Here is a 26,308-nt window from a genome sequence, read left to right as displayed (position 1 = left end):
ACCGAATGAACTGGGACGAGACCGGACCCGACACCGACGAGCGGCTCGACGAGCGCCTTGTCGACGCCGACGCGGACGGCGAGGACACCGCGGTCGAAGCGGCGCTGCGGCCGAAGGACCTCGATGAGTTCGTCGGCCAGGAGAAGGTGCGCGAGCAGCTCGACCTGGTCCTCAAGGCGGCCAGGGCCCGCGGCGCCACCGCCGACCACGTCCTGCTCTCCGGCGCCCCCGGCCTCGGCAAGACCACCCTCTCCATGATCATCGCGGCCGAGATGGGCGCGCCGATCCGGATCACCTCGGGCCCCGCCATCCAGCATGCGGGTGATCTCGCCGCGATTCTCTCCTCCCTACAGGAGGGCGAGGTCCTCTTCCTCGACGAGATCCACCGCATGTCGCGGCCCGCCGAGGAGATGCTCTACATGGCGATGGAGGACTTCCGGGTCGATGTGATCGTCGGCAAGGGCCCCGGCGCCACCGCCATCCCGCTGGAGCTGCCGCCCTTCACCCTGGTCGGCGCCACCACCAGGGCCGGGCTGCTGCCGCCGCCGCTGCGCGACCGCTTCGGCTTCACCGGCCACATGGAGTTCTACGCCCCCGCCGAGCTGGAACGCGTCATCCACCGATCCGCCCGCCTCCTCGATGTCGAGATAGACGCCGACGGAGCCGCCGAGATCGCCGGCCGCTCCCGCGGTACGCCCCGTATCGCCAACCGGCTGCTGCGCCGCGTCAGGGACTACGCCCAGGTCAAGGCCGACGGGCGGATCGACCGAGCCGTCGCCTCCGTGGCCCTCGGGGTCTACGAGGTCGATGCCCGCGGCCTCGACCGGCTGGACCGTGCGGTGCTCGGCGCCCTGCTGAAGCTCTTCGGCGGCGGCCCCGTGGGACTGTCCACGCTCGCCGTGGCCGTGGGCGAGGAGCGGGAGACGGTCGAGGAGGTGGCGGAACCCTTCCTGGTACGGGAAGGGCTGCTGGCCAGGACACCGCGGGGGCGCGTCGCGACGCCCGCGGCCTGGGCCCACCTCGGCCTCGTCCCCCCGCAGCACGGCGGAAAGGGACAACAGGGTCTGTTCGGGGCGTGATGAGTCACAGGTTCACCCGGACAGGAACCACCGGGCGATGCCGGGCGTTGTTCCATCGATGCGGACTCGCTTAGACTCCGCCGATGCCGCCCGTACAGGTCGGTGTACCCACCCCCGTAGATCAGGCCGCCTTCCAGCGCGGTCGTGCGAAGGAAACTCGTCCCGTGAATCCCGTGACTCTCCTCCCCTTCATCGTGCTCATCGGGGCCATGTTCCTGATGACGCGGTCCGCCAAGAAGAAGCAGGCGGCCGCCGCCCAGATGCGCAATGAGATGCAGCCCGGCACCGGCGTCCGCACGATCGGAGGCATGTACGCCACCGTCAAGGAGCTTCACGACGACACGGTTCTCCTTGAGATCGCGCCCGGCGTCCACGCCGTCTACGCCAAGAACGCCATCGGCGCAGTCCTCGACGACGCGGAGTACAACCGCATCGTCCACGGCGACGGCGATGACGCCCTCGACATCGATGGCGCGGTCGTCCCGGACGACGCCTCCTCGCTGACCGAGGCCGAGGCCGACGAGGACACCTCGGACGATGCCAAGATCGACCTGGGCAAGAAGGCCGACGACGCCGAGCCGAAGGACACCGAGTCCGGCAAGAAGTCCGAGGGCAAGGCCGACGGCGAGGCCGACGCGAAGTAACCCACGACCCGGGGATGCCGCGAGCCCACCGGCATCCGGCACTCCTCGGACCGTACGGTCTTCTGCGGGGGCGGGTCCCCACTACACTTCGTGGCCGCTCGGGCGCGTACCCGGCGCGGGGCGGTTGGACAGGGAGAAACGAGAAGGTGGCAGCACCGAAGAAGAGCCGAGGGCCGGCCGGCGGTCAGGGCAGGCCGGGGCGTTCCCTGGCTCTGATCCTGATCGCCATGGTCGCGCTCACCGGTGGGATGTTCCTGGCCGATCAGCCGACCCCACGTCTGGGCATCGACCTGGCGGGCGGCACGTCCATCACGCTTCAGGCGAAGAGCGAGCCCGGCCAGGAATCGGCGATCAACAAGACCAACATGGACACCGCGGTCCAGATCATGGAACGCCGCGTCAATGGTCTGGGCGTCTCCGAGGCCGAGGTCCAGACACAGGGCGATCGCAACATCATCGTCAACATCCCCAAGGGCACGAACTCCGCTCAGGCCCGTGAGCAGGTCGGCACCACCGCCAAGCTCTACTTCCGGCCGGTGCTGACCGTCGCCCAGGGCGCGCCCGCGCCGACGCCCAGCGCCTCGTCGTCCGGCAAGCCCAGCCCGTCCACGAGCCCGAGCGCCTCGGCCTCGGCCGACGGGAAGTCGTCCGCGACGCCGAGCGTGAGCGCCACCACCCAGGGCCGCGCGGTCACCGGCGCACTCAAGGCCGACACCTCGCCCAGCCCGACGGCGAGCACCACGCCGAAGGCGGATGCTACGCCGTCGGCGTCCGCTGCGGACGAGGCGGCCGCCGCCAAGCTGCAGAAGAAGTTCGAGGCGCTCGACTGCTCCAAGAAGGCCGCCCACGCCCAGGCCGCACTCGGCACCAAGCCGACCGACACGGTCGTCGCCTGCAGCACCGAGGGCGACGCCAAGTACGTCCTCGGCCCGGCCCAGGTGTCCGGCACGGACGTGGACAGCGCCAAGGCGGCGATCGACCAGACGAACGGTCAGTGGATCGTTCAGATGGAGTTCACCAAGGCCGGCGCCAAGAAGTTCCAGAAGATCACGGGCCAGCTCGCCCAGCAGCAGTCGCCGCAGAACCAGTTCGCCATCGCGCTCGACGGCGAAGTCGTCTCGGCGCCTTCCGTGCGCACGGCACTGAGCGCCAATGCCGAGATCTCCGGCAGCTTCACCCAGCAGTCAGCCGAGGACCTGGCCAACGTGCTCTCCTACGGTGCGCTCCCGCTCTCCTTCGACGAGGCGAGCGTCACCACGGTGACCGCCGCGCTCGGTGGCGAGCAGCTCCAGGCGGGTCTGATCGCGGGCGCCATCGGTCTGGCCCTGGTGGTCATCTACCTGGTGGCCTACTACCGCGGACTGGCGCTCATCGCGCTCCTGAGCCTCCTGACCTCCGGCATCCTGACCTACACGATCATGGCGCTGCTCGGCCCGGCCATCGGCTTCGCGCTGAACCTCCCGGCCGTCTGCGGTGCCATCGTGGCCATCGGTATCACCGCGGACTCCTTCATCGTGTACTTCGAGAGAATCCGCGACGAGATCCGCGAGGGCCGTACGCTCCGCCCGGCCGTCGAGCGCGCCTGGCCGCGCGCCCGGCGCACCATCCTGGTCTCCGACTTCGTGTCGTTCCTCGCCGCGGCGGTGCTCTTCGTGGTCACCGTCGGCAAGGTCCAGGGCTTCGCCTTCACGCTGGGTCTCACCACCCTGCTCGACGTGGTCGTGGTGTTCCTCTTCACCAAGCCCGTCATGACGCTGATGGCCCGTACGAAGTTCTTCTCCAGCGGCCACCCGTGGTCCGGACTGGACCCGAAGCGGCTCGGCGCCAAGCCGCCGCTGCGCCGCTCGCGCCGTGTCAACGCCCCCACTGACCCGAAGGAGGCGTGAGATGTCGCGACTCGGCAGTCTCGGCGCCCGTCTCTACCGCGGCGAGGTCGGCTACGACTTCATCGGCAAGCGCAAGATCTGGTACGGGATCTCGATCCTGATCACCATCACGGCCATCGTCGGCCTGGCGGTCAGCGGCCTGAACATGGGCATCGAGTTCAAGGGCGGCGCCGTCTTCACCACCCCGAAGACGAGCGTCACCATCTCCCAGGCGGAGGACTTCGCCACGAAGGCCTCCGGCCACCAGGCGATCGTCCAGAAGCTCGGCAACGGCGGTCTGCGCATCCAGATCACCGAGGTCGACACCGCGAAGTCGGACCAGATCAAGGGCGAGCTCTCCAAGGACCTCAACGTCCCGTCGGAGAAGATCGCGGCCGACCTGGTCGGCCCCAGCTGGGGTGAGCAGATCGCCAACAAGGCCTGGACGGGCCTCGGCGTCTTCATGGTCCTCGTCGTGATCTACCTGGCCATCGCCTTCGAGTGGCGCATGGCGATCGCGGCCCTGGTTGCGCTGATCCACGACATCACCATCACGGTCGGTATCTACGCCCTGGTCGGCTTCGAGGTCACCCCGGGCACCGTGATCGGTCTGCTGACGATCCTCGGTTACTCCCTCTACGACACGGTCGTCGTCTTCGACAGCCTCAAGGAGGGCACGAAGGACATCACCAAGCAGACCCGGTGGACGTACAGCGAGATCGCCAACCGCTCCATCAACGGCACGCTGGTCCGTTCCATCAACACCACCGTCGTGGCACTGCTGCCGGTCGCCGGTCTGCTGTTCATCGGTGGCGGCGTCCTCGGCGCCGGCATGCTGAACGACATCTCCCTGGCGCTCTTCGTCGGCCTCGCCGCCGGTGCGTACTCCTCGATCTTCATCGCCACCCCGCTGGTCGCCGACCTCAAGGAACGCGACCCGCAGATGAAGGCCCTGAAGAAGCGGGTCCTCGCCAAGCGCGCGGCTGCCGCCGGCAAGGGCGAGTCCGCCGAGGACGAGCAGCGTGAGGACGACTTCCCGCAGGACGTCGCACCCGCGGCCGCGGTCGTCGGTCAGCGCCAGCAGCCCCCCAGGGGCCACGGCCGGACCCCGGGGAAGCGCCGATGACCAGCAGTACCGCCGAGGTCACCCGGGAGCTCCTGCTCAGCCGGATCCGCGACGTGCCGGACTATCCGAGGCCGGGCGTGATGTTCAAGGACATCACCCCGCTGCTTGCGGACCCGACCGCGTTCGCGGCCCTCACCGAGACCCTCGCGGAGCTGTGCGTACGGCACGGCGCCACGAAGATCGCCGGTCTGGAGGCACGCGGCTTCATCCTGGCCGCACCCGTCGCGATCCGGGCCGGCCTCGGCTTCGTACCCGTCCGCAAGGCGGGGAAGCTGCCCAGGGCCACACTGCGGCAGGCGTACGACCTGGAGTACGGCAGCGCGGAGATCGAGATCCACGCAGAGGACCTCTGCGCCGATGACCGGGTCATGGTCATCGACGACGTCCTTGCCACGGGTGGCACCGCCGAGGCGTCGCTGGAGCTCATCCGGCGGGCCGGTGCCCAGGTCGCGGGCGTCGCGGTCCTCATGGAGCTCGGGTTCCTCGCGGGCCGGGCCCGTCTGGAGCGCGCCCTGGCGGGCGCACCGCTCGAGGCGCTCAGCCGGGTCTGAGACCCTCTGGTCATGAAACGGGTGCCCCAAGGATTTTCCTTGGGGCACCCGTTGTGCGTCTGTGAATTGTGCACGAGCGCGGAAGCAGCTCAGAACAACCTCAAATGGCGTGTCAATCGAACTGTCATCTGATTGGATCTTGGTGATGCCACTGACCAGGCATCCAAACAGAAGGAATCCAATGACGATTTCACGCAAGATCGCCACGGGGCGGTTTCTCTTCTCTCTTTCGCGGCCGTCGCGGTGGGCGCCGCTCCCGCCGGCGCAAGCCCGGCCACGACTGCCGCACCGGCCGTCGTGGCCCCGAAGGGCATTTGCTCGGGCTGGAAGAATGCGGTGGGAATTCCAGCGAAGTGGACCACGCTCAACGACGGCTGTGCCCACTTCGGTGCCAAGGGCATGAAAATGGTTTACGGCTGGAAGGTTTACAAGGGCGGCAGTGTCTGCGTAAAGGTCAAGGGCTTCAATTCCAAGGGGAAGAAGACCTGGTACGACGCCGGCTGCGGAAAGAGCGGCCAGATCAAGGTGCCGTGGGGGAACGTCGCCGCCAACAAGGAGATGAAGATCAAGGGAGGCGCGCTCCTGCGGTGGAACTGAACCGCGGCGCGGGCCTCCTCGGTCCCGGGCGCGCCCGTCCGGAGCAGGGGCTGCGCGGTGCCCCGCTGGAGGCTCTGATCACGGTCTGAGCTGCAACGGGCCGTACGTGGCAACGGCTCATGCGCGAAGAACGGGTACCCGGGAACAACCGGGTGCCCGTTCCGTGTTGTGAGGGCTCTCACGATCCCCGGGGGAGGACCGGCCACAGGGTCGATACGATGGCCTTTCCGGGTATCCGGATCCGCATGAGGAGCGCTCTTGCCAGACGAGGCCCAGCCAGTCGCCGCCCCGCAGCCCGACAAGCCCGCGGCGGTCCCAGCCACGCCCGGGAAGAAGCAGGCGGTTCAGAAGCCGAAGCCCCCGGCCCCCGAGCCCGGTACGGGTCCGGAGCGGGCCGGCGGCGCGGCACTGCGGCCCTCGCCCGCTTCCCCCGCGCAACCGGCCACACCCGCCTCTCCGGCCGCGTCCGCGCCGAAGCCCCCGGCGAAGCCCGCTGCGAAGCCGGTCACCCCGGCCGCGCCCGCGACCCGCTCCGGCGGCTCCTCCAACCGGGTACGGGCCAGGCTCGCCCGCCTCGGTGTGCAACGCTCCAGCCCGTACAACCCGGTGCTCGAACCGCTGCTGCGCACCGTCCGCAGCAACGACGCCAAGATCGAGACCGCCACGCTGCGCCAGATCGAGCGTGCCTACCAGGTCGCCGAGCGCTGGCACCGCGGCCAGAAACGCAAGAGCGGCGACCCGTACATCACCCACCCGCTCGCCGTCACGACGATCCTCGCCGAACTCGGCATGGACCCGGCGACGCTGATGGCCGGACTGCTCCATGACACGGTCGAGGACACCGAGTACGGTCTGGACACCCTGCGCCGCGACTTCGGCGACCAGGTCGCCCTGCTCGTCGACGGCGTCACCAAGCTGGACAAGGTCAAGTTCGGCGAGGCCGCGCAGGCCGAGACCGTACGCAAGATGGTCGTTGCCATGGCCAAGGACCCCCGGGTCCTCGTCATCAAGCTGGCCGACCGGCTGCACAACATGCGCACCATGCGCTACCTCAAGCGGGAGAAGCAGGAGAAGAAGGCCCGCGAGACGCTGGAGATCTACGCCCCGCTGGCACACCGCCTGGGCATGAACACCATCAAGTGGGAGCTGGAGGATCTCGCCTTCGCGATCCTCTACCCCAAGATGTACGACGAGATCGTGCGCCTCGTCGCCGAGCGGGCCCCCAAGCGCGACGAGTACCTCGCCATAGTGACCGACGAGGTCCAGGCCGACCTGCGCGCCGCCCGGATCAAGGCGACTGTCACAGGCCGGCCGAAGCACTACTACAGCGTCTACCAGAAGATGATCGTGCGGGGCCGGGACTTCGCCGAGATCTACGACCTGGTGGGCATCCGGGTCCTCGTCGACACCGTCCGCGACTGCTACGCGGCGCTCGGCACCGTCCACGCGCGATGGAATCCGGTCCCCGGCCGGTTCAAGGACTACATCGCGATGCCCAAGTTCAACATGTACCAGTCGCTGCACACCACGGTGATCGGCCCCAGCGGCAAGCCCGTCGAGCTGCAGATCCGCACCTTCGACATGCACCGCCGCGCCGAGTACGGCATCGCCGCGCACTGGAAGTACAAGCAGGAGGCCGTCGCGGGCGCCTCCAAGGTGCGTACGGACGTCCCCAAGAACACCGGCCGCGGCCAGGACACCGTCAACGACATGGCGTGGCTGCGCCAGCTCCTGGACTGGCAGAAGGAGACCGAGGACCCCAGCGAGTTCCTGGAGTCGCTGCGCTTCGACCTCTCGCGCAACGAGGTCTTCGTCTTCACGCCCAAGGGCGACGTCATAGCGCTCCCCGCGGGTGCGACACCGGTCGACTTCGCCTACGCCGTCCATACGGAGGTCGGCCACCGGACCATAGGAGCACGGGTCAACGGGCGGCTCGTACCGCTCGAATCGACCCTCGACAACGGCGATCTGGTGGAGGTCTTCACCTCCAAGGCGGCCGGAGCCGGACCCTCCCGGGACTGGCTGGGCTTCGTCAAGTCGCCGCGCGCCCGGAACAAGATCCGCGCCTGGTTCTCCAAGGAGCGCCGCGACGAGGCGATCGAGCAGGGCAAGGACGCCATCGCGCGCGCCATGCGCAAGCAGAACCTGCCGATCCAGCGCATCCTGACCGGCGACTCCCTGGTCACCCTCGCCCATGAGATGCGCTACCCCGACATCTCGTCGCTGTACGCGGCGATCGGCGAGGGCCATGTGGCCGCGGCCGGTGTCGTGCAGAAGCTGGTCCAGGCGCTCGGCGGCGAGGACGCGGCCAACGAGGACCTCGCGGAGAGCTCGCCGCCCTCGCGCAGCCGCGGCAAGCGCCGCTCCAACGCCGATCCCGGTGTCGTCGTCAAGGGCGTCGAGGACGTCTGGGTCAAACTGGCCCGCTGTTGTACGCCCGTCCCCGGCGACCCGATCATCGGCTTCGTCACCCGCGGCAGCGGTGTCTCCGTGCACCGCGCCGACTGCGTCAACGTCGACTCGCTGTCGCAGCAGCCCGAGCGGATCCTGGAGGTCGAGTGGGCGCCCACCCAGTCCTCGGTCTTCCTGGTCGCCATCCAGGTCGAGGCACTGGACCGGTCGCGGCTGCTCTCGGACGTCACCCGCGTCCTGTCCGACCAGCACGTCAACATCCTGTCCGCGGCCGTGCAGACGTCCCGGGACCGGGTGGCCACCTCACGCTTCACCTTCGAGATGGGCGACCCGAAGCACCTCGGACACGTACTGAAGGCGGTACGGGGCGTGGAGGGCGTCTACGACGTCTACCGCGTCACCTCGGCCCGAAGGCCGTGAACAGAGACACGCGTCCGTAAGCGGAGACACGCGAGGAGGGCCCCGGTACGCGATGCGTACCGGGGCCCTCCTCTTCGTACGGGGTCCGTACGGGGCGGTCAGCCGCCGAACTCCTCCAGGCCCTTCAGCGCCTGGTCCAGCAGCGCCTGCCGGCCTTCGAGCTCCCTGGCCAGCTTGTCGGCCCGGGCGTTGTTGCCCGAGGCGCGGGCCGTGTCGATCTGCGTACGCAGCTTGTCCACGGCCGCCTGCAGCTGACCGGTCAGACCCGCGGCACGCGCACGCGCCTCCGGGTTCGTCCGGCGCCACTCCGACTCCTCGGCCTCCTGGAGCGCCCGCTCCACCGCGTGCATCCGGCCCTCGACCTTCGGGCGGGCGTCACGCGGCACATGGCCGATGGCCTCCCAGCGCTCGTTGATGGCCCTGAACGCGGCCCTGGCCGCCTTCAGGTCCTGCACCGGCACCAGCTTCTCGGCCTCGACCGCGAGCTCCTCCTTGAGCTTGAGGTTCTCGCCCTGCTCCGCGTCCCGCTCGGCGAAGACCTCGCCGCGGGCGGCGAAGAAGACGTCCTGCGCACCGCGGAACCGGTTCCACAGCTCGTCCTCCGCCTCGCGCTGGGCGCGGCCCGCCGCCTTCCACTCCGTCATCAGGTCGCGATAGCGGGCGGCCGTCGCTCCCCAGTCCGTGGAGCCGGAGAGCGATTCGGCCTCGACGACCAGCTTCTCCTTGGCCTTGCGGGCCTCCTCGCGCTGGGCGTCCAGCGAGGCGAAGTGGGTCTTGCGGCGCTTGGAGAACGCCGAGCGGGCGTGCGAGAAGCGGTGCCACAGCTCGTCGTCGGACTTGCGGTCGAGCCGCGGCAGGCCCTTCCACGTGTCGACGAGCGCACGGAGCCGCTCGCCCGCGGAACGCCACTGCTCGCTCTGCGCCAGCTCCTCGGCCTCGGCGACCAGCGCCTCCTTGGCGTGCTTCGCCTCGTCGGTCTGCTTGGCCTTTTGGACCTTGCGCTCCTCGCGCCGCGAGTCGACCGTCGCCACCAGCGCGTCGAGCCGCTTGCGCAGGGCGTCGAGGTCACCGACGGCGTGATGCTCGTCCACCTGAGAACGCAGATGCTCGATGGCGGTCGTGGCGTCCTTGGCCGACAGGTCGGTGGTCTTCACCCGCCGTTCGAGGAGGCCGATCTCGACCACAATGCCCTCGTACTTGCGCTCGAAGTAGGCCAGAGCCTCCTCGGGGGAACCGGCCTGCCACGATCCGACGACCTGCTCGCCATCGGCTGTACGCACGTACACGGTGCCCGTCTCATCGACGCGGCCCCACGGGTCGCTGCTCACAGCGCCTCCTCCACCTGATGCCTGTGAGGGGGTTCGCCCCCCTGGCATCGTCCACAGTTTCCTGGGGCGGGCAGCGCCCGCCCTGCACAACGCCAATCTAGGCGACCGGCCGCCCGGCTGTCCGCACTCAGCGCGGCCGAAAATAATCCGGCCCGCGCTTCGCCGTCACCACCGGACGGCCAGGTCCGGCCGCCCCGGCCGCGTCACGACTTGTCGACGGCGGCCTTCGAGATGTCCACTGCCTTCTTCGGCGCACCGTCGGCCGCACCACCGGCCACACCCGCCGCACCGACGTCCTTGACCGCCTTCAGCGAGGCGTCGTCCATCGTGCCGAACGGGGTGTAGGTGGGCGGCAGTTTGCTGTCTTTGTAGACCAGGAAGAACTGGCTGCCACCGGTGTGCGCCTGACCGGTGTTCGCCATCGCCACCGTGCCCGCCGGATACGTCACCGTGCCGTCCTCGCCCGCCTTGCCCAGCGCGGTCAGGTTCTCGTCCGGGATCGTGTAGCCGGGGCCGCCCGTGCCGTCGCCCTTGGGGTCACCGCACTGCAGGACGAAGATGCCCTGCGTGGTCAGCCGGTGACACTTCGTACCGTCGAAGAAGCCCTTGTCGGCCAGCGACTTGAAGGAGTTCGTGGTGTGCGGGGTCTTCGCCGCGTCCATCGTGAACGCGATGTCGCCCTGGCTCGTCTTGAGCGACATCGTGTACTTCGCCTTTTTGTCGATCTTCATCGCGGGCTCGGGCGCGCTGCTCTCGCTCGGCGACGGCGAGGCCGAGGCCGACGGGCTCGCGTCCGCGGCCGCGTCGCTCTTGTCCTTCTTGCCGTCGCCGTCGAGGGCGAGATACGAGCCCGCCCCCACGAGCGCCGCCACGGCCACCACGGACGCGATGACGACCGTCAGCCGCCTCGTCCTGCGGCGGGCCTCCTCCCGGCGCTGCTGCTGCCGCTCGAACTTCTCCCTGGCGAGCTGCCGCCGCCGCTGATCGCTGCTGACCACCGGGTGATCTCCTTGTAGGTCGTGTGATGAGGCCTGGGCTGCCCGTACCGTATATGGGTTAGCTGTGGAATGAGGAGCGCCGGTAGGCTCTGAACTGCCGCGACCTTCTCAGTCGCCATCCGAAGTCGGACGACCATTAAGGACGATCGTGCTCATTGCCGGGTTCCCCGCCGGGGCCTGGGGGACCAACTGTTATCTGGTCGCCCCGGCCGCAGGCGAGGAGTGCGTGATCATCGACCCCGGCCACCAGGCCGCTTCGGGAGTCGAGGAAGCGCTCAAGAAGCATCGGCTGAAGCCCGTCGCCGTCGTACTGACCCACGGCCACATCGACCATGTCGCCTCGGTCGTCCCGGTGTGCGGCGCGCACGACGTCCCCGCCTGGATCCACCCGGAGGACCGGTACATGATGAGCGACCCGGAGAAGGCACTCGGCCGCTCCATCGGGATGCCGCTCATGGGCGAGCTGACGGTCGGGGAGCCGGACGACGTCAAGGAGCTCAGCGACGGCGCCCTTCTGAAGCTGGCCGGTCTGGAGTTCGGTGTCGCGCATGCGCCCGGCCATACCAGGGGGTCGGTGACGTTCAGAATGCCCGAGGCCGCGGATGTTCCGCAGGTCCTCTTCTCGGGCGACCTGCTCTTCGCCGGCTCCGTCGGACGCACCGACCTGCCCGGCGGCGACCACGCCGAGCTGCTCGAGTCGCTGGCCCGTGTGTGCCTGCCGCTCGACGACTCGACCGTGGTGCTGTCCGGCCACGGCCCCCAGACGACCATCGGCCGCGAGCGCGCCTCGAACCCGTATCTGCACGGGCTGGCCGCGCCCCGACGAGGAATGTGACGAGAGTTAGAACCGTGAGCACCTTCAAGGCCCCCAAGGGCACGTACGACCTGACCCCGCCCGACTCCGCGAAGTATCTTGCGGTGCGCGAGGCGATCGCCGCACCCCTGAAGAACTCCGGCTACGGCTACATCGAGACGCCCGGCTTCGAGGATGTCGCCCTCTTCTCGCGCGGTGTCGGTGAGTCCACCGACATCGTGACCAAGGAGATGTACACCCTCACCACCAAGGGCGGCTCCCAGCTGGCGCTGCGCCCCGAAGGCACCGCCTCCGTGCTGCGTGCCGCGCTGGAGGCCAACCTCCACAAGCTCGGCAACCTGCCGGTGAAGCTCTGGTACTCCGGCTCGTACTACCGCTACGAGCGCCCGCAGAAGGGCCGCTACCGGCACTTCTCGCAGGTCGGTGCCGAGGCGATCGGCGCCGAGGACCCGGCGCTGGACGCCGAGCTGATCATCCTGGCCGACCAGGCCTACCGCACGCTGGGCCTGCGGAACTTCCGCATCCTGCTCAACTCGCTGGGCGACAAGGAGTGTCGCCCCGTCTACCGGGACGCGCTCCAGGAGTTCCTGCGCGAGCTGGACCTCGACGACGACACCCGCCGCCGCATCGACCTCAACCCGCTGCGGGTCCTCGACGACAAACGCCCCGAGGTGCAGAAGCAGCTGGTCGGCGCACCGGTCCTGCGCGACTACCTGTGCGACGCCTGCAAGGCGTACCACGAGGAGGTGCGCGACCTGCTGACGGCGGCAGGCGTGGTGTACGAGGACGACGAGAAGCTCGTCCGCGGCCTCGACTACTACACCCGCACCACCTTCGAGTTCGTCCACGACGGACTCGGCTCGCAGTCCGCGGTGGGCGGCGGCGGCCGCTACGACGGCCTCTCCGAGATGATCGGCGGCCCGGCGCTCCCGTCGGTCGGCTGGGCACTCGGCGTGGACCGTACGGTGCTCGCGCTGGAGGCGGAGGGCATCGAGCTCGAACTGCCCGCGGCCACCAGCGTGTTCGCGGTACCGCTCGGCGAGGAGGCCCGGCGGGTGCTCTTCGGGATCGTCACGCGGCTGCGCCGCGAGGGTGTGGCGGCGGACTTCGCGTACGGGAACCGCGGCCTCAAGGGCGCGATGAAGAGCGCGAACCGGTCGGGCGCGCGGTTCACGATCGTCGCGGGCGAGCGGGACCTGGCCGAGGGCGTCGTCCAGCTCAAGGACATGGAGTCCGGCGAGCAGACGGCGGTACCCCTGCCGGACGTGGCCGGGACGATCCGCGAGCGCCTGGCCTAGAGTCGCCGGTTTCGCCGGGCGGGCCGGGATCCCGGCCCGCCCGGCGAAACAGCGCCGCGAGGTCCGTCGCCCGCCCCGGGCGGTGCGCCACCGTCTTGCCCACCGTCAACTCGGCGGATGCGGATTCATCCTTCCAGTGGCTTTCGGTGCGGGCCGACAGTGGCCGGCGGCAGCCCGCGGAAGCCGGGTCCAGGCCGTCGGTCGCGGTCACTTCGCCGTGATGCGCGGAGCTTTGCGTACGCCTTTATGTCCATCGAACAGAGGGGTGGCTGCGTGGTGCGGCACAATGACCGTGCCCAGCAGGCCACTCACTGATGGAACGGCGATATGACGACTGCAGCGGTTGACCATCCCTCCTCCGACCAGGACGAGGACGGCGGGAAGAGGACCATCGGCGGCAGCCGGGCATTCGCACTGCTGCTGGTGATCACGGGCGCCGCCGGACTCCTCGCCGCCTGGGTCATCACCATCGACAAGTTCAAGTTGCTGGAAGACCCCAACTTCACGCCGGGCTGCAGCCTCAACCCGGTCGTCGCGTGCGGCAACATCATGAAGAGCGAGCAGGCGTCCGCCTTCGGCTTCCCGAACCCGATGCTCGGTCTGGTCACCTACTCCGTGATCATCGGCATCGGCCTGGCCCTGCTCGCGGGCGCACGCTTCCGCAGCTGGTACTGGCTCGGGATGAACGCCGGCACGCTGTTCGGCGTCGGCTTCTGCACCTGGCTCCAGTACCAGTCGCTCTACAACATCAACTCGCTCTGCCTGTGGTGCTGCCTGGCCTGGGTCGCCACGATCTTCATGTTCTGCTACGTCACCACGCACAACATCAAGCACCGGATCCTGCCCGCGCCGAACTGGCTGCGCAACGGACTGACGGAGTTCCACTGGGTGCCGCCGGTGCTGTGGATCGGCATCATCGGCATGCTGATCCTGACCCGCTGGTGGGACTTCTGGACCAGCTGACCGGCCCGCCGCTCCTGCCGGGCGACCGGCCCGGCAGGGATGTCAGTGCCGTGACATAGGCTTCAGAACGTGGAGCCCGACCTCTTTACCGCAGCAGCCGAAGACCGCCAGGAGAAGGACCCGGCCAGCAGCCCACTGGCTGTCCGGATGCGCCCCCGTACCCTCGACGAGGTCGTCGGCCAGCAGCATCTGCTCAAGCAGGGCTCGCCGCTGCGCCGCCTCGTGGGCGAGGGGAACGGCGGTCCGGCGGGCCCGTCGTCGGTGATCCTCTGGGGCCCGCCCGGCATCGGGAAGACGACTCTCGCGTACGTGGTCAGCAAGGCCACCAACAAGCGGTTCGTCGAGCTCTCCGCGATCACCGCGGGCGTCAAGGAAGTACGGGCCGTCATCGAGGGAGCCCGTCGCGCCACCGGCGGCTACGGCAAGGAGACCGTTCTCTTCCTCGACGAGATCCACCGCTTCTCCAAGGCACAGCAGGACTCGCTGCTCCCGGCGGTGGAGAACCGCTGGGTCACCCTGATCGCCGCGACCACCGAGAATCCGTACTTCTCGATCATCTCGCCGCTGCTGTCGCGCTCGCTGCTGCTCACCCTGGAATCGCTCACCGACGACGATCTGCGCGGCCTGCTGCGCCGTGCCCTGACCGATGAGCGCGGGCTCGGCGGGGCTGTGGCGCTGCCGGGGGACGCCGAGGCGCATCTGCTGCGCATCGCGGGCGGTGACGCGCGCCGGGCGCTCACGGCGCTGGAGGCAGCCGCCGGTGCGGCGCTGGCCAAGCAGGAGAAGGAGATCACCCTCCTGACCCTGGAGGAGACCGTCGACCGCGCCGCCGTCAAGTACGACCGGGACGGCGACCAGCACTACGACGTGGCGAGTGCGCTCATCAAATCGATCCGCGGCTCCGACGTGGATGCCGCGCTGCACTATCTGGCCCGGATGATCGAGGCGGGGGAGGACCCCCGGTTCATCGCCCGGCGGCTGATGATCTCGGCCAGCGAGGACATCGGTCTCGCCGACCCCACGGCGCTGCCCACCGCGGTCGCGGCCGCCCAGGCGGTCGCCATGATCGGGTTCCCGGAGGCGGCGCTCACCCTCAGCCATGCCACGATCGCCCTGGCCCTGGCCCCCAAGTCCAATGCGGCGACGCTGGCGATCTCCGCCGCCCAGGAGGACGTACGCAAGGGGCTCGCCGGCCCCGTCCCGGCCCATCTGCGCGACGGCCACTACAAGGGCGCCGCCAAGCTGGGCCACGCCCAGGGCTATGTGTATCCGCACGATGTCCCCGGCGGTATCGCCGCCCAGCAGTACGCCCCGGAAGCCGTCCGCGACAAGCACTACTACCGGCCCACGCGCTACGGCGCCGAGGCGCGGTACGCGGATGTGGTGGAGCGGGTCCGCGAGCGGCTCGGCCGCACGGACTCCGACGGCGCTTCGGGCCCCTCGGCCGACTGAGGAGGCCGCGCGGGGCCAGGGGCCACGGTTCAGTGCGCCGCGGCCTCGAAAAGGGTGTGCATGGCCTGGCGCAGCTCGCTGACGTCCCGCACAGGCTCCGGGAATTCGAAGCGGGCGTCGAAGCACGCGCCGCGGTCCTCGCAGAAGCGCACGCGCAGCCCGTGCCGGTCCAGCGCGAGCGGTACGACGGAGGGCTGATGAGCCGGGCACCGCCGGGCCGAACGCTCGCCGAGCAGTCCGCACAGCGTGCCCAGTTGCTCGCCGTGCGCCGCGTGCAGATGCTGGAGAAGTTCCGCCTCGTGCCCGACGAGCGGATCGGGGGCCGCGTCCCTGAACGCTTCGGGCTCGACCTCCTCGGCGCCCCACATATCGTCGACGTACGCCTCGCCCGTCTCCAGCCGGAGCGTCATCCGGCCCGGCCCCGACACGCCGGGTACGGTGGTGAGCCAGCCGGAGACCCAGGCGCGGCCGCGGATGCGGTGCGGCACGGAGACCGGGGCGACGTCCGTGATCTCCAGCACAGCGGTCAGCTCGTCGTCCTCGGCGTGCGTCGCGGCCCGTACGGCCGGGGAATCAGCGGGGAGTTCGAGGAACAGATCCCCGTCGGGGCCCACGCTCCTGCTCAGCGGCATCAGCTGATCCGAGCCGGGTGCGTTGAGCCCGGGGATGAGCAGTACCGCCGAACAGGTACTCTGTACGAGAGTTCGTGTGCGCTCGGCTGCTGACGGCATCCGAGTGTTTTCAAGCCCGCCGGGACGCGGCTGACCACGATCTGATCGGTCCTCCGTCGTATCGGCACCCCGAGGGGTGTCGACGCTGTCAGTGCTGTCCGTGATGTGACTGGTGTTCCCCGGGCGAGACATGCGATCTCCTCAAGTAAGGTGAGCCTAACCTAACCTACAACGGAGGTCTGGAGAACGTGCCTAACCAGTCGCGTCCCAAGGTCAAGAAGAGCCGCGCGCTCGGCATTGCGCTGACGCCGAAGGCTGTCAAGTACTTCGAGGCCCGCCCCTACCCGCCGGGCGAGCACGGCCGTGGCCGCAAGCAGAACTCGGACTACAAGGTCCGTCTGCTGGAGAAGCAGCGCCTGCGTGCCCAGTACGACATCAGCGAGCGCCAGATGGCGCGTGCCTACGACCGCGCCAAGAAGGCCGAGGGCAAGACGGGCGAGGCGCTGGTCGTCGAGCTCGAGCGTCGTCTCGACGCCCTGGTTCTGCGTTCGGGCATCGCCCGCACCATCTACCAGGCCCGCCAGATGGTCGTGCACGGTCACATCGAGGTCGACGGCCGCAAGGTCGACAAGCCGTCGTTCCGCGTCCGTCCCGACAACATCGTGATGGTCCGCGAGCGCAGCCGCGACAAGCACCCCTTCCAGGTTGCCCGCGAGGGTGGTTACGCCCCCGACGGCGAGACCCCGCGCTACCTGCAGGTGAACCTGAAGGCCCTGGCCTTCCGCCTTGACCGGGACCCGAACCGCAAGGAAATCCCCGTGATCTGCGACGAGCAGCTCGTCGTCGAGTACTACGCCCGCTGATCCAGGCGTAGCCGCTCTCACCAGCGCTCCGGCCCGCCCCTTCCCGATGTACGGGAGGCGGCGGGCCTCCGCGTTTTCCCTGGGGCCGGCACGGGCCCGGGCGGCCGCCCGGGCGTCCCCGGCCGGTCCGCGGGCCCGCTCGCCAGCGCCCTGGCCACCGCGGCGTCCGGATCCAGCTGCCCGCCCGTACGCAACCCCGATTCATAGGGGCCGTCACCCAGCTCCCGGCGCGCCAGCTCCTCGCACCGGGCCCGCGGCTGCCCGTAGTACGCCGAACCGAACAGTGGCAGCCCCACCGATGGCCAGATCCGGTCGGCGGCCCCCTGCAGCACCGCAGCCTCCGCCGCATCCCCCTCCACCGCCGTGACCAGAGCCAGCAGCTCCAGGGCGAGCACCGAGCCGAGCAGGTCGTGGAAGGCGTGCCCGATCGTCAGGGACTCCCCGAGCAGCTCCCTGGCCCGCTCGGGCCGGCCCCGTTGCAGCGCCGCGAAGGCCAGTACATACAGCGCGTACGACTGGGCCCAGCGCTCCCCGTGGTCCTCGCAGACCTCCCTGACCTCCTCACAGATCGCGGCCGCGCCGTCCAGATCCCCTTGGAACCCGATCGCCATCGCCAGCTCGATCCGGGCCATCAGCACATTGCTGTTCAGCTCGCCGAGCGCCCGGTAGCGGCCGAGCGCGTCGTCCAGCAGCTCCTGCGCCCTGACCATGTCGTCCGTGACGAGCGCCAGACACCCCATCCGGTGCACCGCGTACGCGAGCGCCGTCGCGTCATCGGCCCGGTCCGCCTCGTCCCGGCACTCCTGCAGCGCACGGACCGCACCGGCCGGGTCGCCCTGCAGCACGGCCACGTGCCCGAGCACCCACAGCGCCTTCAGCCGTGAGGAGTCGTACGGTGTCTCCTCCTCCAGCACATGACCCAGCCAGTGCCGGCCCTCCGAGAGGCGCCCGCAGCCCACCCAGAGGAACCACAGGGTGCCCGCCAGATACTGCGCCAGATGCGCCTCGCCCGGGATCTCCAGCGAACACTCCATCGCCCGCCGCAGATTCGGCAGCTCGCTCTCCACCCGCGCGGCCACCTCGCGCTGCCGCGGGCTGAACCAGTCGAGCTCGCACCAGGTCGCGAGCCCCAGGAACCAGTCCCGGTGGCGGCGCCGCAGCCGGTCCGTGTCACCCGTGGCCGTCAGCCACTCGGCGCCGTACTCCCGCACCGTGTCCAGCATCCGGTAGCGGGTACCGGCCGGCGAGTCCTCACGCACGACGACGGACTGCGCCAGCAGCCCGGAGAGCACATCGAGCACCGATTCGGCCGGCAGCTCGGCGCCGCTGCAGATGTACTCGACAGCCTCCAGATCGAACTGCCCGGCGAACACCGAGAGCCGTGCCCACAGCAGCCGTTGCTCCGGAGCGCAGAGTTCATGGCTCCAGCCGATGGCCGTACGGAGCGTCTGATGGCGCGCCGGCGCGCTGCGGCTGGGGCCGGTCAGCAGCCGGAAGCGGTCGTCCAGGCGTTGCAGCACCTGCTCGGTGGAGAGGGCACGCAGCCGTCCCGCGGCCAGTTCCAACGCGAGCGGGATCCCGTCGAGGCGGCGGCACAGCTCCCGTGTGACCGCGCGGTTGCGGTCCGTCAGCCGGAACTCCGGTCGTACCGCTGCGGCCCGCTCGGCGAAGAGCAGCATCGCGTCCGCGTCCGTCATCGGTGCGAGCGGGAAGGCGAGTTCGCCGTCCAGCTCCAGGGGCAGCCGTCCGGCGGCCAGCACCCGCAGCCGCGGGGCCCGGCGGAGTAGTTCCCGTACCAGTTCGGCGCAGGCGTCCACGAGATGCTCGAAGCCGTCGATCACCAGGAGGAGTTGGCGCCCGGCAAGATGTTCGAGGAGTGTCGTGCGGGGCGGTCTGCTGGTGTGATCGGTGAGTCCCAGGGCGTCGATCAGAGCGTGTTCCAGCAGCTCGGGATCGTGGATGGCGGACAGTTCCACCATCCGGACGCCGTCGCAGTACCGTTTCTCCATGAGCGCCGCGATCTTGGTGGCGCAGCGGGTCTTGCCCACGCCGCCCACCCCGACCACGGTGACGAGCCTCGACCTGTCGAGCATGCGGCCGAGATCGGCCAGTTCGTTCTCCCGCCCCACGAATCCGTTCAGTTCCGCCGGGAGATTACCGAGGGCGGTGGCGGAGGCACTCGGATCGCGGGGCGACCGAAAGGGGTGCTGGGGGCGTCGCATGAAACACGCAGAGTACTGGCACGGAAGCTCTCCGTACAATCTCCTTATGGCAACTGCGGCCCCTGGCGCCGGGAATGCGGTACAGGGCGCGACCACCGGCGCGATAGGCTCGGGAGGCGACGATCGGCTGTTGCGACAGCGGTCGCCGGACCGAGCAGAGACAGACAGAGACAGTACAGAGACAGCGACAAGCTAGAGAGCGGTGCACTGTGTCCGGTGGAGAGGTGGCCGGGATCCTGGTGGCCGTCTTCTGGGCGATCCTGGTTTCGTTCCTCGCCGTCGTACTGGTGAGGCTGGCCCAGACGCTCAGGGCGACCACCAAGCTCGTGGCGGACGTGACCGAGCAGGCGGTCCCGCTGCTCGCCGACGCCTCCGCCACCGTGCGCTCCGCGCAGACCCAGCTCGACAAGGTCGACGCGATCGCGACGGACGTCCAGGAAGTCACCTCGAACGCCTCGGCGCTCTCCACCACTGTCGCCTCGGCCTTCGGCGGCCCGCTCGTCAAGGTCGCCGCGTTCGGTTACGGGGTACGGCAGGCGATCGGCCGCAAGACCGATCCCGAACCGGAACCTGCCCCTCGGGCGGCCCGTCGCACGGTGATCGTCGGCCGCACCGTGCCGCCCGCGCGCGGCAGGAAGCGCAACGGCAGAAACTCCCGCGGATCGAAGGACTGACGCAGCGATGTTCCGCCGTACGTTCTGGTTCACCGCCGGCGCCGCCGCCGGCGTCTGGGCCACCACCAAGGTCAACCGGAAGCTCAAGCAGCTGACCCCCGAGAGTCTCGCGGCGCAGGCCGCGGACAAGGCGATCGAGACGGGCCGCCGGATCAAGGACTTCGCTCTGGACGTCCGCGAGTCCATGGCCCGGCGCGAGGCCGAACTGGGCGAGGCCCTCGGCCTTGAGGCACCGGTCGACCCCGCCCTCCCCGTACGCCGTCACTACGCCGTCGAGGCGGCCGAGACCCCCGGACCCGACAGGTCCCTCGAAGCCACCGATCGCCGCACGTTCCCCTACAACTCGTACAACCGGAATGAGGACCACTGATGGAGTCGGCTGAAATTCGTCGCCGCTGGCTGAGCTTCTTCGAAGAGCGCGGTCACACCGTCGTCCCTTCGGCGTCGCTCATCGCGGACGACCCGACTCTGCTGCTGGTCCCCGCGGGCATGGTGCCTTTCAAGCCGTACTTCCTCGGCGAGGTCAAGCCGCCCGCCCCGCGCGTCACCAGCGTGCAGAAGTGCGTCCGCACGCCGGACATCGAAGAGGTCGGCAAGACCACCCGGCACGGCACGTTCTTCCAGATGTGCGGCAACTTCTCCTTCGGGGACTACTTCAAGGAAGGCGCCATCAGTTACGCCTGGGAGGCTCTGACGAGCCCCGTGGCGGAAGGCGGCTTCGGTCTCGACCCCGAGCGGCTGTGGATCACGGTCTACCTCGATGACGACGAGGCCGAGCAGATCTGGCGCGACAAGATCGGCGTGCCGGCCGAGCGCATCCAGCGCCTGGGCAAGAAGGACAACTTCTGGTCCATGGGCGTCCCCGGACCCTGCGGCCCCTGCTCCGAGATCAACTACGACCGCGGACCCGAATTCGGCGTCGAGGGCGGCCCTGCCGTCAACGACGAGCGCTACGTGGAGATCTGGAACCTGGTCTTCATGCAGTACGAGCGGGGCGCCGGTGACGGCAAGGAGGACTTCCCGATCCTCGGCGACCTGCCGTCGAAGAACATCGACACGGGTCTGGGCCTGGAACGCCTCGCCATGATCCTTCAGGGCGTACAGAACATGTACGAGACCGACACCCTGCGCGTCGTCATGGACAGGGCCACCGAGTTGACCGGCGTCCGGTACGGCGCCGACCACGGCTCGGACGTCTCGCTCCGCGTCGTCGCCGACCACATCCGTACCTCCGCGATGCTGATCGGTGACGGCGTCACCCCCGGCAACGAGGGCCGCGGCTATGTGCTGCGCCGCATCATGCGCCGCGCCATCCGCAACATGCGCCTGATGGGTGCCACCGGACCGGTCGTCAAGGACCTCGTCGACGTCGTGATCAACACGATGGGGCAGCAGTATCCCGAGCTGATCACCGACCGCAAGCGCATCGAGACCGTCGCGCTGGCCGAGGAGGCCGCCTTCCTCAAGGCCCTCAAGGGCGGCACCAACATCCTCGACACCGCCGTCACCGAGACCAAGGCCGCAGGCGGCAAGGTCCTCGCCGGCGACAAGGCGTTCCTGCTCCACGACACCTGGGGCTTCCCGATCGACCTCACCCTGGAGATGGCCGCCGAACAGGGCCTCTCGGTGGACGAGGACGGCTTCCGCCGCCTGATGAAGGAGCAGCGGGAGCGGGCCAAGGCCGACGCCAGGGCCAAGAAGACCGGCCACGCCGACCTGTCCGCCTACCGTGAGGTCGCCGACAACTCCGGCATCACCGAGTTCACCGGCTACACCGCCACCGAGGGCGAGTCGACCGTCGTCGGCCTCCTCGTCGACGGTGTGTCCTCGCCCGCCGCCACCGAGGGCGACGAGGTCGAGGTCGTGCTCGACCGCACCCCGTTCTACGCCGAGGGCGGCGGCCAGCTCGCCGACCAGGGCCGGATCCGGCTCGACACCGGCGCCGTCATCCAGGTCCGCGACGTCCAGCAGCCCGTCCCCGGCGTCTCCGTCCACAAGGGCACGGTCCAGGTCGGCGAGGTGACGGTCGGCTCCACCGCCTACGCCGCCATCGACACCACCCGCCGCCGCGCCATCGCCCGCGCCCACAGCGCCACGCACCTCACGCACCAGGCGCTGCGCGACGCCCTCGGCCCGACGGCCGCCCAGGCCGGTTCCGAGAACTCCCCGGGCCGCTTCCGCTTCGACTTCGGCTCGCCCGCCGCCGTACCCGGCACGGTCCTCACCGACGTCGAGCAGAAGATCAACGAGGTCCTCTCCCGCGAACTGGACGTCCAGGCCGAGGTCATGTCGATCGACGAGGCCAAGAAGCAGGGCGCCATCGCCGAGTTCGGCGAGAAGTACGGAGAGCGGGTCCGGGTCGTCACCATCGGTGACTTCTCCAAGGAGCTGTGCGGCGGTACGCACGTCCACAACACCGCTCAGCTGGGTCTGGTGAAGCTGCTCGGCGAATCGTCCATCGGTTCCGGTGTGCGCCGTATCGAGGCCCTCGTCGGCGTCGACGCGTACAACTTCCTCGCCAGGGAGCACACGGTCGTCGCCCAGCTCCAGGAGCTGGTCAAGGGCCGTCCCGAGGAGCTGCCGGAGAAGATCGCCGGGATGCTCGGCAAGCTGAAGGACGCCGAGAAGGAGATCGAGAAGTTCCGCGCGGAGAAGGTCCTCCAGGCCGCCTCCGGACTGGTCGACTCCGCCAAGGACGTACGGGGCGTCGCCCTGGTCACCGGCCAGGTCCCCGACGGCACCTCCGCCGACGACCTGCGCAAGCTCGTCCTCGACGTCCGTGGCCGCATCCAGGGCGGCCGCCCGGCCGTCGTGGCCCTGTTCACCACCGCGGGCGGCCGCCCGTTGACCGTGATCGCCACCAACGAGGCCGCCCGTGAGCGCGGACTCAAGGCCGGTGACCTGGTCCGTACGGCCGCCAAGACCCTCGGTGGCGGTGGCGGCGGCAAGCCGGACGTCGCCCAGGGCGGCGGCCAGAACCCCGAGGCCATCGGCGCCGCCGTGGCCGCTGTCGAGCGTCTCGTCACCGAGACGGCGTGACGGCGGGGATGACGCGCATGCGCCGCGGCCGTCGGCTCGCGATCGACGTCGGGGACGCCCGGATCGGGGTCGCCTCGTGCGACCCCGACGGGATCCTCGCCACGCCGGTGGAGACCGTTCCGGGACGCGATGTCCCGGCGGCCCACCGGCGGCTCGGGCAGATCGTCGAGGAGTACGAGCCGATCGAGATCATCATCGGCCTGCCGCGGTCCCTCGGCGGCGGTGAAGGCCCCGCCGCCGCCAAGATCCGGGTCTTCGCCCAGGAGGTCGCCCGCTCGGTCGCGCCCATTCCGGTGCGATTGGTGGACGAGAGGATGACCACAGTGACGGCCAGTCAAGGACTGCGCGCTTCGGGTGTGAAGTCCAAGAAAGGCCGTTCCGTCATCGACCAGGCTGCCGCTGTGGTGATCCTTCAGAACGCTCTGGAGTCCGAACGGGCGTCAGGTAAAGCCCCGGGCGAAGGCGTCGAAGTGGCTCTCTGATCGCGATACGGTAACGTTCCGCGCGATGCGGCGGTGTTCGAACAAACACCGCACAGCAAAAGAGACGGAAGCTCGTCTCGCGGCTCTAGGGGATCGATGACTGAGTATGGCCGGGGCCCCGGCTCCGAACCGTGGCATCCCGAGGACCCCTTGTACGGGGACCAGGGATGGGGAGGACAGCAGCCTGCCCACGGCCAGAACCAGTACGGCGGGCAGCAGCAGCCCTACTCCCAGGACCCGTATGCGCAGCAGCACCAGCCTCAGCACCCCCAGCAGCCGCAGCAACAGCAGGCCCATGACCCGTACGGGCAGCAGCATTACCAGCAGCAGCCCGTGTACGGAGTCCCGCAGGACCCGTATGCGCAGCAGCACCAGCCTCAGCACCCCCAGCAGGCGCAGCAGCCCCAGCACCCCCAGCACCCCCAGCACCCCCAGCAGCCTCAGCATCCGCAGTACAACAACGGCGGCTGGGAAACCGGGCAGCAGCCCGCCTCGGCGCCGTACGACGCCCAGCAGGCCGACCCGTACGGCGGCCGGCAGGTCGGCTACGGCGAGACGCACGACTACTACGGCACGCCGGAGGCCTACCCGCCACCGCAGCCCCCGGGCCGCCGCGATGCCGGTGCCGAGCCGCCCCCCGCGCGGAATCCCGACTGGGACCCGGAGGTCCAGCCGGAAGAGACGCATCCTTTCTTCACCGGCGCCGACGACCGCGACGACAACGACGACGAGTACGACGACGACCCGCGTGAATCACGCCGCGGCCGTGGCGGCAACGAGCGCCGGGGCGGCAAGGGAAAGAAGAAGAGCCGTAGCGGCTGCGCCTGCCTGGTCGTCTCGATGGTCCTCGTCGGCGGTCTCGGCGGAGCGGCCTACGTCGGCTACTCGTACTGGCAGGACAAGTTCGGCGCGGCGCCCGACTACACCGGAGTGGGCACCGGCGAGGTCGAGGTGGAGATCGAGAAGGGCGCCTACGGCTACGACATCGGCAACATCCTGAAGCAGAAGGGTGTCGTCAAGAGCGTCGACGCCTTCGTCTCCGCGCAGAACGCGAACCCCAAGGGCAAGACGATCCAGGCAGGCGTCTACATCCTCCACGAGAAGATGTCCGCAGCCGAGGCCGTGAAGATGATGGTCGACCCCAAGAGCCAGAATCTCCTGATCATTCCCGAGGGCACCCGCAACAAAGAGATCTACGCGAAGATCGACAAGAAGCTCGGCGTCAAGGCCGGAACGACCAAGAGTGTCGCCGTCTCCAAGGCCGGCAGCCTCGGCATGCCCGACTGGGCCGACAAGAACAAGAGCCTCATCGACCCGCTGGAGGGCTTCCTCTACCCGGCGGCCTACCCGGTGACCAAGGAGATGAAGCCGGAGGCCGTCCTCAAGAAGATGGTCTCGCGGGCCAACGAGGAGTACGAGAAGGTCGACCTCGAAGGCGCGGCCAAGGAGGTGGGTCTCAAGAACCCCTGGCAGGTGATCACCGTCGCCAGCCTCGTTCAGGCCGAGGGCAAATACAAGCACGACTTCGACAAGGTCGCACGGGTCGTCTATAACCGGCTGAAGCCCAACAACACCGAGACGTACGGCCTGCTCGACTTCGACTCCACGGTGAACTACGCCAAGGCGCAGAGCACACTGGACACGGGACCGGTTTCGGACCTGCGAAACTTCAAGAACCCGTACAACACGTACTACATCCACGGACTGCCGCCGGGGCCCATCAACAATCCCGGCGACGCCGCGCTTCATTCGGCGATCAAGCCCACTCCCGGACCGTGGTACTACTTCGTGTCCGTGACCGAGGACAAGACGCTGTTCGCAGTGACCAACGCGGAGCACGAGCAGAATCGCAAGAAGTACGAAGAGGAGAAGTCGGGCCAGTGAGCACCATCCGACGGGCGGCCGTCCTCGGCTCGCCCATCGCCCACTCGCTCTCCCCGGTACTGCACCGCGCCGCCTACCGCGAACTCGGTCTCACCGACTGGTCGTACGACCGCTTCGAGATCGACGAGGCCGCACTGCCCGGCTTCGTCCAGGGGCTCGACGCCACTTGGGCCGGACTGTCGCTGACCATGCCGCTCAAGCGCGCGATCATTCCGCTGCTGGACTCCATCAGCGAGACCGCGTCCTCGGTGGAGGCGGTCAACACGGTCGTCCTCACGGAGGACGGACGAAGGCTCGGTGACAACACCGATATCCCCGGAATGATCGCCGCGCTGCGCGAACGCGGTGTGGAGAAGACCGAATCCGCCGCCGTCCTCGGTGCCGGAGCGACCGCCTCCTCGGCGCTCGCCGCGCTGTCGGCGATCTGTACGGGACCGGTCACGGCGTACGTCCGCAGTCGGGAACGGGGGCGGGAGATGCGTGGCTGGGGCGAGCGCCTCGGCGTCGACGTCCGGATCTCGGACTGGGCGCAGGCCGGGCAGGCGCTGCACGCCCCGCTGATCATCGCCACCACACCGGCCGGTGCCACGGACGCGCTGGCCGCCGCGGTACCGGAACGGCCCGGCACGCTCTTCGACGTGCTGTACGAGCCCTGGCCCACCAAACTCGCCACCGCCTGGGCGGCCCGTAACGGCGCAGTCGTCGGAGGTCTCGACCTTCTGGTGCACCAGGCCGTCCTCCAGGTCGAGCAGATGACGGGCCGTGCGCCCGCCCCGCTCGCCGCCATGCGGCAGGCCGGGGAAGTGGCGCTCGCCACTCGCTGACACCTTGCGCCCGGCGGTGCGGTGCGTCCGTCTGCTGGACCGGCGACCGGTTCACGCCCCCGGCCGTGGGAGGATCAAAGGCGGCGGGCCAGGGCCGCGCAC

The 26,308-nt window shown here is 69.4% G+C and carries 22 protein-coding genes; 18 read left to right on the top strand and 4 right to left on the bottom strand.

What is annotated here, in order from left to right; translation table 11 throughout:
• Nucleotides 1–5: 5 nt before the first annotated feature.
• The 7 genes from ruvB (at nucleotide 6) to OG507_RS07090 (ending at nucleotide 8,694) form a co-directional block, all read left to right on the top strand.
• Nucleotides 6–1,079 (top strand): Holliday junction branch migration DNA helicase RuvB, encoded by a 1,074-nt coding sequence (gene ruvB, locus OG507_RS07120; RefSeq protein WP_327366290.1) that lies wholly within the window; start codon nucleotides 6–8, stop codon nucleotides 1,077–1,079.
• Between the two features lie 164 nt (nucleotides 1,080–1,243).
• On the top strand, nucleotides 1,244–1,723 hold the full coding sequence (yajC, locus tag OG507_RS07115; RefSeq protein ID WP_327366289.1) for a preprotein translocase subunit YajC: 480 nt from the start codon (nucleotides 1,244–1,246) through the stop codon (nucleotides 1,721–1,723).
• Nucleotides 1,724–1,869: 146 nt separating this feature from the next.
• Nucleotides 1,870–3,609, top strand: coding sequence for a protein translocase subunit SecD (secD, locus tag OG507_RS07110; RefSeq protein ID WP_327366288.1), 1,740 nt, complete (start codon nucleotides 1,870–1,872; stop codon nucleotides 3,607–3,609).
• Nucleotide 3,610: 1 nt separating this feature from the next.
• The gene (gene secF, locus OG507_RS07105) at nucleotides 3,611–4,714 is read left to right on the top strand and encodes a protein translocase subunit SecF (RefSeq protein ID WP_327366287.1); all 1,104 of its coding nucleotides are present in this window, start codon (nucleotides 3,611–3,613) and stop codon (nucleotides 4,712–4,714) included.
• On the top strand, nucleotides 4,711–5,265 hold the full coding sequence (locus tag OG507_RS07100; protein ID WP_327366286.1) for an adenine phosphoribosyltransferase: 555 nt from the start codon (nucleotides 4,711–4,713) through the stop codon (nucleotides 5,263–5,265). The genes secF and OG507_RS07100 overlap by 4 nt, the downstream gene beginning before the upstream one ends.
• A 132-nt stretch (nucleotides 5,266–5,397) precedes the next feature.
• Nucleotides 5,398–5,862, top strand: coding sequence for a hypothetical protein (locus OG507_RS07095; protein ID WP_327366285.1), 465 nt, complete (start codon nucleotides 5,398–5,400; stop codon nucleotides 5,860–5,862).
• A gap of 258 nt (nucleotides 5,863–6,120) precedes the next feature.
• Nucleotides 6,121–8,694 carry a RelA/SpoT family protein gene (locus OG507_RS07090; RefSeq protein ID WP_327366284.1) on the top strand — a complete coding sequence of 858 codons (2,574 nt, stop codon included), beginning with the start codon at nucleotides 6,121–6,123 and terminating at the stop codon, nucleotides 8,692–8,694.
• Between the two features lie 98 nt (nucleotides 8,695–8,792).
• Here the strand turns inward: OG507_RS07090 and OG507_RS07085 are convergent, their stop codons facing one another.
• The gene (locus OG507_RS07085) at nucleotides 8,793–10,022 is read right to left on the bottom strand and encodes a DUF349 domain-containing protein (RefSeq protein ID WP_327366283.1); all 1,230 of its coding nucleotides are present in this window, start codon (nucleotides 10,020–10,022) and stop codon (nucleotides 8,793–8,795) included.
• 203 nt (nucleotides 10,023–10,225) lie between these two features.
• Nucleotides 10,226–11,020: a peptidylprolyl isomerase gene (locus tag OG507_RS07080; RefSeq protein WP_327366282.1), complete on the bottom strand. Its 795-nt coding sequence runs from the start codon at nucleotides 11,018–11,020 to the stop codon at nucleotides 10,226–10,228.
• A gap of 148 nt (nucleotides 11,021–11,168) precedes the next feature.
• Here OG507_RS07080 and OG507_RS07075 point away from each other — a divergent pair, with 148 nt between their 5' ends.
• From OG507_RS07075 to OG507_RS07060, 4 genes are all read left to right on the top strand, one after another.
• A complete protein-coding gene (locus OG507_RS07075) occupies nucleotides 11,169–11,855 on the top strand; it encodes an MBL fold metallo-hydrolase (protein ID WP_327366281.1) in 687 nt (228 codons plus the stop codon).
• 14 nt (nucleotides 11,856–11,869) lie between these two features.
• Nucleotides 11,870–13,132, top strand: coding sequence for a histidine--tRNA ligase (gene hisS, locus OG507_RS07070; protein ID WP_327366280.1), 1,263 nt, complete (start codon nucleotides 11,870–11,872; stop codon nucleotides 13,130–13,132).
• A 327-nt stretch (nucleotides 13,133–13,459) separates the two neighbouring features.
• On the top strand, nucleotides 13,460–14,095 hold the full coding sequence (locus OG507_RS07065) for a vitamin K epoxide reductase family protein (RefSeq protein ID WP_327366279.1): 636 nt from the start codon (nucleotides 13,460–13,462) through the stop codon (nucleotides 14,093–14,095).
• 69 nt (nucleotides 14,096–14,164) lie between these two features.
• Nucleotides 14,165–15,547, top strand: a complete 1,383-nt coding sequence (locus OG507_RS07060) for a replication-associated recombination protein A (RefSeq protein WP_327366278.1) — start codon at nucleotides 14,165–14,167, stop codon at nucleotides 15,545–15,547.
• Nucleotides 15,548–15,576: 29 nt separating this feature from the next.
• Here OG507_RS07060 and OG507_RS07055 read toward each other — a convergent pair whose 3' ends face one another.
• On the bottom strand, nucleotides 15,577–16,278 hold the full coding sequence (locus OG507_RS07055) for a DUF2470 domain-containing protein (RefSeq protein ID WP_327366277.1): 702 nt from the start codon (nucleotides 16,276–16,278) through the stop codon (nucleotides 15,577–15,579).
• A gap of 188 nt (nucleotides 16,279–16,466) precedes the next feature.
• Between OG507_RS07055 and rpsD the strand changes: the two genes are divergently transcribed.
• A complete protein-coding gene (gene rpsD / locus OG507_RS07050; RefSeq protein WP_030918857.1) occupies nucleotides 16,467–17,081 on the top strand; it encodes a 30S ribosomal protein S4 in 615 nt (204 codons plus the stop codon).
• Between the two features lie 17 nt (nucleotides 17,082–17,098).
• Here rpsD and OG507_RS07045 read toward each other — a convergent pair whose 3' ends face one another.
• A complete protein-coding gene (locus tag OG507_RS07045; protein WP_327366276.1) occupies nucleotides 17,099–19,303 on the bottom strand; it encodes an ATP-binding protein in 2,205 nt (734 codons plus the stop codon).
• Between the two features lie 224 nt (nucleotides 19,304–19,527).
• On the opposite strand from OG507_RS07045, the gene OG507_RS07040 reads away from it, so the two are divergent.
• The 6 genes from OG507_RS07040 (at nucleotide 19,528) to OG507_RS07015 (ending at nucleotide 26,206) form a co-directional block, all read left to right on the top strand.
• Complete coding sequence (locus OG507_RS07040; protein WP_327371884.1) at nucleotides 19,528–19,977, top strand: DUF948 domain-containing protein; 450 nt, start codon at nucleotides 19,528–19,530, stop codon at nucleotides 19,975–19,977.
• A gap of 7 nt (nucleotides 19,978–19,984) precedes the next feature.
• Nucleotides 19,985–20,347, top strand: a complete 363-nt coding sequence (locus OG507_RS07035) for a DUF6167 family protein (RefSeq protein ID WP_327366275.1) — start codon at nucleotides 19,985–19,987, stop codon at nucleotides 20,345–20,347.
• On the top strand, nucleotides 20,347–23,016 hold the full coding sequence (alaS, locus tag OG507_RS07030; RefSeq protein ID WP_327366274.1) for an alanine--tRNA ligase: 2,670 nt from the start codon (nucleotides 20,347–20,349) through the stop codon (nucleotides 23,014–23,016). Before OG507_RS07035 ends, alaS begins: the two co-directional genes overlap by 1 nt.
• Nucleotides 23,017–23,024: 8 nt before the next feature.
• The gene (gene ruvX / locus OG507_RS07025) at nucleotides 23,025–23,498 is read left to right on the top strand and encodes a Holliday junction resolvase RuvX (protein WP_327366273.1); all 474 of its coding nucleotides are present in this window, start codon (nucleotides 23,025–23,027) and stop codon (nucleotides 23,496–23,498) included.
• A gap of 96 nt (nucleotides 23,499–23,594) precedes the next feature.
• Nucleotides 23,595–25,382 (top strand): endolytic transglycosylase MltG, encoded by a 1,788-nt coding sequence (mltG, locus tag OG507_RS07020; RefSeq protein WP_327366272.1) that lies wholly within the window; start codon nucleotides 23,595–23,597, stop codon nucleotides 25,380–25,382.
• Nucleotides 25,379–26,206, top strand: a complete 828-nt coding sequence (locus tag OG507_RS07015) for a shikimate dehydrogenase (RefSeq protein WP_327366271.1) — start codon at nucleotides 25,379–25,381, stop codon at nucleotides 26,204–26,206. The genes mltG and OG507_RS07015 overlap by 4 nt, the downstream gene beginning before the upstream one ends.
• Nucleotides 26,207–26,308 lie beyond the last annotated feature (102 nt).

Origin of the sequence: Streptomyces sp. NBC_01217 (assembly GCF_035994185.1) — a bacterium.
Classification (GTDB): Bacteria; Actinomycetota; Actinomycetes; order Streptomycetales; family Streptomycetaceae; genus Streptomyces.
This window is presented reverse-complemented; position numbering and strand designations above follow the sequence as displayed.